Annotated in this window: 6 protein-coding genes; all 6 read right to left on the minus strand. The window is 47.7% G+C overall.

Going from position 1 to position 9,778, the window contains the following annotated elements; all coding sequences use genetic code 11:
• Positions 1-4: 4 nt before the first annotated feature.
• On the minus strand, positions 5-397 hold the full coding sequence (locus tag HPS55_RS08060; RefSeq protein WP_172177578.1) for an endonuclease domain-containing protein: 393 nt from the start codon (positions 395-397) through the stop codon (positions 5-7).
• Between the two features lie 102 nt (positions 398-499).
• Complete coding sequence (locus HPS55_RS08065; RefSeq protein WP_172177579.1) at positions 500-1,702, minus strand: argininosuccinate synthase; 1,203 nt, start codon at positions 1,700-1,702, stop codon at positions 500-502.
• A gap of 64 nt (positions 1,703-1,766) precedes the next feature.
• Entirely contained in the window at positions 1,767-2,369 is a 603-nt protein-coding gene (locus tag HPS55_RS08070) for a GNAT family N-acetyltransferase (RefSeq protein WP_172177653.1), read from the minus strand.
• A gap of 226 nt (positions 2,370-2,595) precedes the next feature.
• Entirely contained in the window at positions 2,596-3,072 is a 477-nt protein-coding gene (argR, locus tag HPS55_RS08075; RefSeq protein WP_172177580.1) for an arginine repressor, read from the minus strand.
• 158 nt (positions 3,073-3,230) lie between these two features.
• Complete coding sequence (locus tag HPS55_RS08080; RefSeq protein WP_172324896.1) at positions 3,231-8,192, minus strand: hypothetical protein; 4,962 nt, start codon at positions 8,190-8,192, stop codon at positions 3,231-3,233.
• A gap of 1,401 nt (positions 8,193-9,593) precedes the next feature.
• A partial coding sequence (locus tag HPS55_RS14225; RefSeq protein ID WP_253947656.1) for a hypothetical protein occupies positions 9,594-9,778 on the minus strand: 185 nt, incomplete at its 5' end.

Consider the following 9,778-nt stretch of genomic DNA (forward strand, 5'->3'; position numbering starts at 1 on the left):
GATGCTATTGCTTCAAGTATTCTTTTATTTTGTTTATTACATATCCAGTGTTGCATATAGCTTCCTCATTGCTGAACCGTAACACTGTAAATCCTTGCTTGTTAAGCCATCGGGTTCTCTCTTCGTCACTTGTCTTCTGTTGAGGCAACTGATGATATCCGCCGTCAAGTTCTATTATAAGCCTGGATTTCAGACATACAAAATCTGCAATAAATTCGCCAATGATGTGTTGGCGTCTGAAATTGGCTCCCAATTTTCCGCTACACAGATATTCCCAAAGGGTGGATTCCGCCACAGTAGGATATTTCCTGTTGTGTCTGGCATATTCTTTCAGTATCCCATATACAATGGGATTGGCCGTACAATAATGGAATGTTTTGGTTGGCTTGTTGTCCATATACTGATAGAATATCCGGATTTCAATTTCTCTTTTCTTGATTTTTCCCGTTTTTGGGGTATCTCATGGTTTTCCCCATTATCCCCCCCCCCCTTTGGGGGATTATAGGGGGCACTTGTGGATTCCGTAATAAGCCCTCAGAGCTGTGCTTGACACCTTGATGAAGCCTTTTGCCTCGTCGGCGGTCCATCCTGTCTGTGTTTCGCCATACTCTCCGAGTTTCGATTTCGTCAGATCGTCGTCAGAGTCCACGCCTACCGTTTCGAAACCATACGGGCGGAGTTTCAATATTGCTGTGCCGTTCACGTTGCGTTGAGATGATGTAAGCATGGCCTCGATGTCCGGCATGACCGGTTCAAGATACTGGCTTTCGTGGAGGAACATGCCGTACCAGTTGGCCACCTGGTCTTTCCAGTACTGCTGCCACTTGCTCAGTGTCGATTTCTCCAGAAGGCGGTGGGCCTCGATGATGAGTTTCGGAGCGGCTGCCTCAAATCCGACGCGGCCCTTGATGCCTATGATGGTGTCGCCAACGTTGCAGTCGCGGCCGATGGCATATGATGCACCTATCTCTTCTATCTTCTTTATGGCTTTCACTTTGTCGTCAAACTTCTCGCCGTTTACAGCTGCTATCTCTCCTTTTTCGAAAGTTATCTTCAGCTCCGTTTCCTGTTCTTTTGCCGTTACATGCTTCAGATAAGCCTCTTCTGGCAGTCCCTGGCGAGGGTCGAGCAGTTCGCCGCCGCAGATGCTCGTACCCCATATTCCCACATTGTATGAATACTTCAGTCTGGTGAAGTCGGCCGAGAATCCGTTGGCGTTGAGATAGTCCACTTCTTCCTTGCGTGTAAGGTTGCGGTCGCGTGTCAGTGTGATAATCTCAACGCCCGGCGCCATCACGAGGAATGTCATGTCGAAGCGTATCTGGTCGTTGCCGGCACCGGTTGAGCCGTGGGCGATGGCGTCGGCGCCTATCTCGTTGGCATAGCGTGCGATGGCGATGGCCTGGAATATGCGCTCGGATGATACAGAGATGGGGTAGCAGTTGTTGCGCAGCACGTTGCCGTATATCATGTATTTCAGCGATTTTGCGTAGTACTCCTGTGTCACGTCGAGCGTGACATATTTCACTGCGCCCAGCTTGTAGGCGTTCTCCTCATTCTTTTTCAGCTGTTCGGCGCTGAATCCGCCGGTGTTTGCGCATGCCGCATAAACCTCATATCCCATCTCTTTGGTGAGATACATCACGTTGTAGCTCGTGTCGAGTCCGCCACTGAATGCTACCACTACTTTCTTTTTTGCCATATACTTATTATGTTTTTTTGTTTTTGTCGTTGCTATGCCGGGACTGTTTCCGTTCTTTTGTTTTTCAATGATTGCCGGCTGCATCTTGTTGAATCGGGTTGTCTATTTTTCTTATCCTTTCCAGCACCTCTGCGGGTATCTTTGCCGGCAGATGCTCCTCCGGATCGAAAAGCATTCCCGTGCATATACAGTATTTGCGGCCGGTGCGTTTGAGTACGTCCACGTTGATGCAGCCTTCGCATCCGCGCCAGAAGGCCTCGTCGTCGGTGAGGTCGGCAAAGGTGACAGGCTTATATCCAAGTTGCGTGTTCATCTGCATCACGGCGGCTCCGCTCGTCAGCGAGAATATCTTTGCTTTGGGCCAGCGTATCCGGGCCAGTGTGAAAGTCATGTCCTTGATTCGTTTGGCCAGTCCTATGCCGCGGAAGTCGGGATGCACTATCAGCCCTGACGTGGTGACGTACTGTCTGTTGCCCCATGTCTCTATGTAGCTGAAGCCTGCAAACTTGTCTCCTTGCAGTGCTATCACGGCCTTGGCCTCTCTCATCTTTGTCGTTACATATTCGTGTGAGCGCTTTGCTATACCTGTTCCACGCACGGCCGCAGCTGCGGCTATCGTGTCCAGGATGGTGTCAACGTATTTCTCGTGCTCCACGTTGGCCACCATTACTTCAACTTCTTTTTCCACCTTGTTTGTCGTATTTGAAAAAGCCACTCCCGACCTCACTCCCCTTAGGGGAGGAAAGATAGTGCGGCTGTTTTTATCGTTTATTCCTCAATAGGACTTTTAAAATAGGAACATATTTAAATTTAAATAGTAATTTCCTTGAAGAGGTACATTCCTGAAGAAGTAACGAAGCATTTGTCTTTAACTCTTCAAATCATTTACATCCTTATTTTATATTCGGCACAACATCGTTAAGTGCCTCTATCACTTCGTTGTCCGTTACGCCCTGGCGTATCACGATGAAGATGGTGTCGTCGCCGGCGATCGTGCCTATGATTTGCGGTATGTCGTTGTTGTCTATGTTATAGGCTATGCTGCTTGCGTAGCCGGGCCGCGTCTTTATCACTCCCATATTGCCTGAGAAATTTATCGACAGGAATCCCGGCACCTGCATCATTTCCCTTATCTGTTGGGGCGTGCTCACACGTTTATACATCGTGACATTGGGCAGCACATACACATAGTTGCCGTTCATCGTGGCGGCTTTGGCCACTTTCAGCTGTTTCAGGTCACGGCTAAGTGTGGCCTGTGTCAGTTTGAAACCTTCTTTCTGAAGTGCCTCAAGCAGTTCGTCCTGGCTGCCTAACTCCTGACTCGATATTATCATGCGGAGCGTCTCAAGTCTGTTCTTTTTTATTTTCATGACGTATAATTATACAAATAACGCTGCAAAGTTATACATATTTATACGAATATACAAATAAAAACGAATATTTTTGCAAAATAAGAGCGGCACCCCGCATAGTGTGGGATGCCGCTCCATATAAAAAGGATTGTCTTTATCTCAATGAGCTGACATGGTTATTTGATAACAACCTTCTTGCCACCGATGATGTACATGCCCTTGGCCAGACCCTCGAGAGATTCGCCGGCATTGCGCACCTTGACACCATTGATTGTGTAAACATTGTTGTTGATCACCTTGACCTCTGCCTTGACATCGCTGATGCCGTCCACAACGCCTGTTGCATCTACGTTGATGTAGTAGATGTGGCAACCGTTGGTGTTGGTGATAACAACATCAGACAATACATTGTCTGTCAGTTCACCGGGAACGGTGATTTCGAATACATCATAAGTTGTGGGAACAGCACGTCCTATTTCCGTTCCGTCGATGGTCAGTGTCACGCCGCGTGCGTCGGTTGTCTTGTGAGACTCTACACCCATTGTGATCTTAGAACCGGACTTGACGTTAGGTATGGTGAACGAATTGTTCTTGCCGCCAATCCAGAGGTAGGCAGGACCTTCGTATGTGCCGAGAGTTGTCTCCGGGTAGTTTATAGCTGCGGCCAGTGCGCCTGCGGCCATTGTGTTGAACAACAGACCCTTGGTCTCTGCTATAACAGTGCCGTTGGCAGTGAGTTCCTCAGCGCCTGAGATGGCTGTACCATACCAGTAGGCATTGCCCTCACGGTCGGGATCAGCTTCTGTAGGACCATTGACCTTCTCGTAGCTGCGCCACGGAGTCACTGTCGGGTATGTTAATGTACCGTCGCCATTGTCTGTCGGAACAACGGTAGCAGCGTCGGCAGCCATGTTGGCCTTTGTCTCTTCGCTCCATGCCGTGAAGTCCCACTTGCGGAGGTTGGCCACCTCGTTGGGGTTACCGGCCTTGACCTCGAGGCTGTAGAAGCGGAGGTCTGCGTTGTCACCCTTCAGTATGATAGAACCGGCCTCGCACATAACGAATGTACAGATGTGCTTGGATGTCACAGCCTCAAAGCCTTCGATGATGTTGGCTACAGAGGTGGCGGGAGCTTCCAGAGTGGCTGCGGTCTTGCTTGATGTGCAAACCTCAACACGTACAGTGTCACCTACTGCGAGGTCTGTCACTCTGAACGAAGAGCCCTTCTGAACCTGCATGAAGTGGTTGCTGCCGTTTATGCCCGAACCGAGCAACAGTTTGTTGGCCTCGGCTGTGAAGAGCAGACCCTTGGTCACTTCAAGCTCAACGTCGTTGACCTTGATAACCTCGTCGTTGAATGCAACGCCACTGTTCTGGAAGCGGTTCTTGCTTACTGACCAGTGCTCGGTGTCGGCAGCGAGCAGAGCCTCGTCGGCCTCGCCCATTGCGTCGAAGTGCCATTGGCGTCCGTCGGCAACGGCAGCCTCCTCGAATCCTTCGCCTGTCGGGATGAAGTAGTCCTCAGCGCCGATTACTTCTGTCCAGTTTGCGTCGTATACAGGCATGCTCATGATGATACCGCTGACGTTGTACTTGCCGGTTGCAATAGCGTCGCCGTTCTCGTCGTATGTCTTGCTGAACATATCTTGAAGTTTCATCTCCTTCTCGCCGTCTGTCAGCACGTAGATGTCGTAGCTGTAAGCGTCGTCGCCTTCACCTTCGGTGATTGTCTTGGTTGCCAGTTCAGTGTTCATCACCTTTATGAGCTTCTGGTTGTAGTTGGCGCTTGTAGCGTCTGCCAATGCTACTTCCTTGGCGACTACGTCCTTAACCTCGGCTGTGTACTCGGACTTGGCTGTATGGCTTGTTGTCTCGAGGTTCTGCACACCGTTCTCGTCCACATACTTCAGATAGATGTATCCGTTGAATGTCTTTCCGAATTCGTTGAAGATTGTGCCGTCGTTGTCATTTATCTGTATACCGGCAGTCTCGTCCTCGATGTATATCGATACGCCTCTGCGGGCCTGTTCGTATACTGTAACCTGGGTGTTGTTCAGGGCAAGTTTGATGTCGGTGCCGTTCTCAACGTTCTTCAGGTCAGCGATGTTTGCCACTTCCTTGAACTCTATCTGCTTCTCTACAGCCTTGAACTCTCCGTAGGGAACAAACTCCAGTCCGTAGTATCCGTACATCACGGTACCGTTGATGCTTTCAAACTTCTCAATGGTGGTCAGGTCGGGCAGTGTCCACATAACGTCGTTGATGGCAAGTTCCTTGTCACCGTCTACCAGGAAAGTACTCCAACCATCGGCGTCTGCCTTTATGTTGACGTTCTCCAGGCGATAGTACTTCGATGTAACATCTGCCGGCATGCCGTCGACGATAGCGGCTATGGTCGTTGTGGTGGGCTCGATGGTGGTCTCTTCTGTTGTTATCTCGGAAGAAGCGGTATTCTCGGTGCTCTCGAACTTGAATACTCCGCCCATGCGCTGATCCTTTGTCACCTTACCGATGATGAATCCTTTCAGGGCTACGCCATCCTTGCCGAGCAGTTTGCCGATATTCATGTCAACCATGATGGCGCCGGTCTCGTCCTCGATGAACGATTCGGCCAAGTTGTTGCCACCGAACAGTGTCACTTTCGCACCGTCGACGTTCAGCTTGATTTCCTTGTCTCTCAACTCGGCATCCTTGGCGGCTGCGATGTTGGCTGCCTCGGGAGTGCTCACCTCAGCGGCAACGATGCTGTCGGGGCTTACGGGATGGAATGTGTTGGTACCGTTTGCAGTGTTGATGATACCCACGATGCTCTTGGCAACGGCGGGATATACATAGTCGCCCATTACCTTGAACTTGTCGTAGAATGCAATCTCGTCCTCACCCTGAGTGATGGTCTGATAGTCGGCGTTGATGTTCACGTTCTCCAGCTTAACCAGCTTCGATACGTTCTCGACAGTATTTGCCTCGGCCACAGTCACTACTGTTGCGGTAATTTCTGTATCGGCCTCTGTAAATTCAGAAGCGGGAGTAACGTCGATGGCTGTCAGTTCGGCCAGACCGTTATAGTCTGTGTATGCACCGTTGATGAATCCGGTGATGGCCTTGCCGGCTGTCATTGTCAGTCCGGTCTTGTAGAGCAGCAGTGCACCTGTCTCGTCCTCGATGTAGATATTGTCGTCCTTGGCAAATGTAACCTTCGCACCGTTAACGGCTAATTTGGCGCGTGTACCGGCCTCAAGAGCCTTGAAAGCTGCGATGTTGGCAACATCGGTAACGGGCTCGGCGGGAGCGACATATTCACCTACGGTGATTGAGTTGATAAACGATTTTGCCATAGTGAACACTACTTTTGTAGCTTCGCCAGTCCAAACATCTTTTTCCAGCATACCGCAATCAGCATTTGATATGCTGAATGTTTTTGAGTCATGATTGAATACAATCTTGTTGAGAGTCTTTCCAGCAACGGCTTCTACTGTTACAGTACCACCGTATATGCGGAGCTGTGAACCTTTCTTGCCGTCCACTGTTGCACTCCAAAATCTGTTGGGTGTGTTTGTTGTAGACGGAGATATTATTACGGAGAAGTCATCAGCATTGAATGTCTTGTTTTCTGTGATGTCACCGTCTGTTACTGCTGTAGCGCCGCTACCGCTTGAAACAGGAAGATTCATTGCGATGAAATCCATCTTGCCTGCTGCTGCAACCGGGGCTGCCAGTTCGGCGTCACCGGTCTTGACAACATATATAAAGTCGAGACCTTTGTTGTCCGAACCACCTGCATTAAGTATGAGGTTGGTGGATGCATTGTTTAGTTCGAACTCTTCTATATCAATTTCCTGCCAGTTTACAGTGTTTGTGTGGAGATCGAATTTCTTGTCTCCTGCGCTGATATTAAGAGTCCAGTCTGGTTCTTTGCTTGCGTCAAAAAGTACTGCGTGTATCTTGTACTTGCCGTTAGGTAAGGTTGTCATTACCAAATCGGTATCAGCGGCATAACCTGAACCGGAGAAACTGCTACGGATTGTAGTGTTGTTGGCAGTACATTTTGTAGTGCCTTCAATCTGTTCGCCTTCAGCAAGGTAAACAACGTTTGTTATATCTGTGGCGGTATAATCCAAATTTATCGTCTGCTCGTTTTCGGTGAGTGTGAACCTATGGTTGTATTCCTTGTTTGTCGGGTCTTTTTTGTAAAGAGTTCCATTCACGTTTACATACAATTTGTATGGCGCTGTAACTTCGTCAGCCTCAAATGCATTGCCTTTGACGAGTGTTTCGATTATATCCCCATTTTCATTTACGGCGTTTACTGTATAAGCCATTGCGGTAGCCTCATGGAACTTAACTGTTACAACCGTAGAGCCATCTTCTGCAACGGTCAGATTCTCGCTGTCATCGCTGTCGTATACAAATTTCTTTGTTCCGTCTTCACTGATAATTGGAGCTTTGTCCGAGTCAATGAGTGTAGGTTTTGTGCCTACTGTTGCTTCTGATATGCGGTTTGCTTTGTTGAGAGCGTTTCCGTTCATGTCTACATATTTCACCGTATAATTAGCAAACTTCATGTCTGCCGGCGGAGCATAGATGGTAAGCGTTGTGATGGCACTCTTGCCGTTATTACCCATGAAACCGATTTGTCCGTCTTCGGTCATGGTGCAGTAGAATTTCTTCCCGTCCTCGCTCTTGACGTATGTGAACGGACCGTCAGGCTCTCCGCTTCCATTGGTGAGCGACATGACGTTAGAAGCATCTTGGCTACATTCGAAAACCACTACCTGGTTTTTCTGAAGATTGATTATAGCGGCACATCTTCCTGCTTTATATGAATATAAGCCGACACCGTCGCGCAGCCACCAGCCCTTGCCGGAACCGTTGCCGATAGCTTGTACAGCCAGAACTCCGGCCAATTCTTCAGGGGTTGTTACGTTGTAGAGGTCTTGATCTTTTTTATTACCGGTGTCATAGGATTTTGTTCCTGTGGCGTCACCCTGTGTCAGAGTTGTATTGTCCGTGAAGCCGTTCTTGAAATCAAAAGTCTTGATTACCGTGTAATTACTCAAGTCCGGATCGGCAGCAAATATGTTCTGCGGAAGCAGAAAAGCAAAAGCCACCAATAACAATTGGGTAAGTAATCTTTTCATTGTTGAATTGATTTGTTTTTCTGCGCATTCCGTTCCGTTTGCGCTTTTTTAAATTTAGATTTAATTTTCCGTTCGCCGTTGCGGAACGTTCAACCCTCCCAGTCTGAGTGGTAAGGGCAACGGCGACAAATCTCTTTCTTTGGTTAAAGGGATTCTTCTGATGATTTTCTTCTCGTTTTCTTTATTTAGTAGTTCTTTTTTTGATTGTTAATTTAAATATAGAGAAATTTTTGGCTAAGTTACACATTGTTTAATAATAATAAAGTAAAAACCTCGTGTTTTTATATATTTTTTGCAAAATAATATGGAAATATTGTAGAATGCCACTATTCTGCGAATGTACTCAGCCATATTTATGTATATTTTCAACGTATACATGGTGGTGTGCTTGTTTGATATTTCAGTGTTGTCACCGTTGTGTGTTGTTACTCGTCGGTTCGGCATTCTGTTTTCGTTAAGGGACTACTAAAAATATTTACTTTAACGTATGTTAAGCGACATCTGTATTGCTGTTTTCGGGCAAGGCTCCGAAAATCGCGATTTTTGTGTCAAATGGGAAGTGTTGATTATCAGCATGTTACAATCATAGGGCTTTGTCAAGAAAGCAGAGAGACCCTTTCGGCCTTGCAACGGGGCCGTTGTTGCATTGCGACGGCGGCCTTATTGCAAGGCGAAACGGCCCTCGCGGGAGTGCCGGGAGGGTCTTATTGCAAATTAACCCTCCCTCAAACACGTGTAAAATAAGCAGAGAGGGCCTTTTCGCTGTTCTATTTCGCGAAAAATAAAACACGTTTTTTTCGGAATAATCAAGACACCGGCATTCTGCCCATCTGTCTTGGCGGGAATACTGTGTTCCATCCTGTGCTTTGCTCTGTCCCGGGATGGATTCACACATTGTTATATCCTGACCTGTCGAATCCATTCCGATGTCCATATTCCGGCAGTTCTATTCAAGAGTATGCTTCTACGAATCGTTCAGTCTTTCACAAAGTTGTCCTCTGAATAAAGAATGAGGTAACAATATAAGTGTTACTTGGTAGATTGTAGACTATTCTTAATAAGTTACTAGTCTTATAAGTTGGTCAACAGAATCAAGCTACATTATCCTCCGGACGTTGTACGGATGTGTCTTGAATGTATGCGCCCCACCGGGGCAACGAGCACACAGCCCGGGGCAGAGCGAAGCGGCACCCCGGGTGTCCATGTGTTAGAATCCCCGCGCCCTGCAGGGGCAAAAGCGTAAAACATTTGCAAAACAAGAAACGGTAAATATCTGATTATTAATGCTTTTGCCCTTACAGGGCGCGGGGATTGTCGGTATCTGACACCCGGGGTGCCGCTTCGCTCTGCCCCGGGCTGTGTGCTCGTTGCCCCGGTGGGGCGCATACATTCAGAGCGCGTTCATCCTATGTCCGGAGGATAATGCAGCTTGATTTTGTTGACAGACTTATCCTTGTTATATTGATGTATCCCTTTATAATGTATCTCTTTATAATGTATCTCTTTATAATGTATCTCTTTATAATGTATCTCTTTATAATGTATCTCTTTATAATGTATCTCTTTATAATGTATCTCTTTATAAT

Source organism: Xylanibacter rodentium (genome assembly GCF_013166575.1).
Taxonomy (GTDB): Bacteria; Bacteroidota; Bacteroidia; order Bacteroidales; family Bacteroidaceae; genus Prevotella; species Prevotella rodentium.

Coding starts and splice junctions, on each gene's coding strand:
- HPS55_RS08060 (WP_172177578.1), bottom strand. CDS start 397: ATGGACAACAAGCCAACCAAAACATTCCATTATTGTACGGCCAATCCC.
- HPS55_RS08080 (WP_172324896.1), bottom strand. CDS start 8,192: ATGAAAAGATTACTTACCCAATTGTTATTGGTGGCTTTTGCTTTTCTG.
- HPS55_RS08070 (WP_172177653.1), bottom strand. CDS start 2,369: ATGGTGGCCAACGTGGAGCACGAGAAATACGTTGACACCATCCTGGAC.
- HPS55_RS08065 (WP_172177579.1), bottom strand. CDS start 1,702: ATGGCAAAAAAGAAAGTAGTGGTAGCATTCAGTGGCGGACTCGACACG.
- argR (WP_172177580.1), bottom strand. CDS start 3,072: ATGAAAATAAAAAAGAACAGACTTGAGACGCTCCGCATGATAATATCG.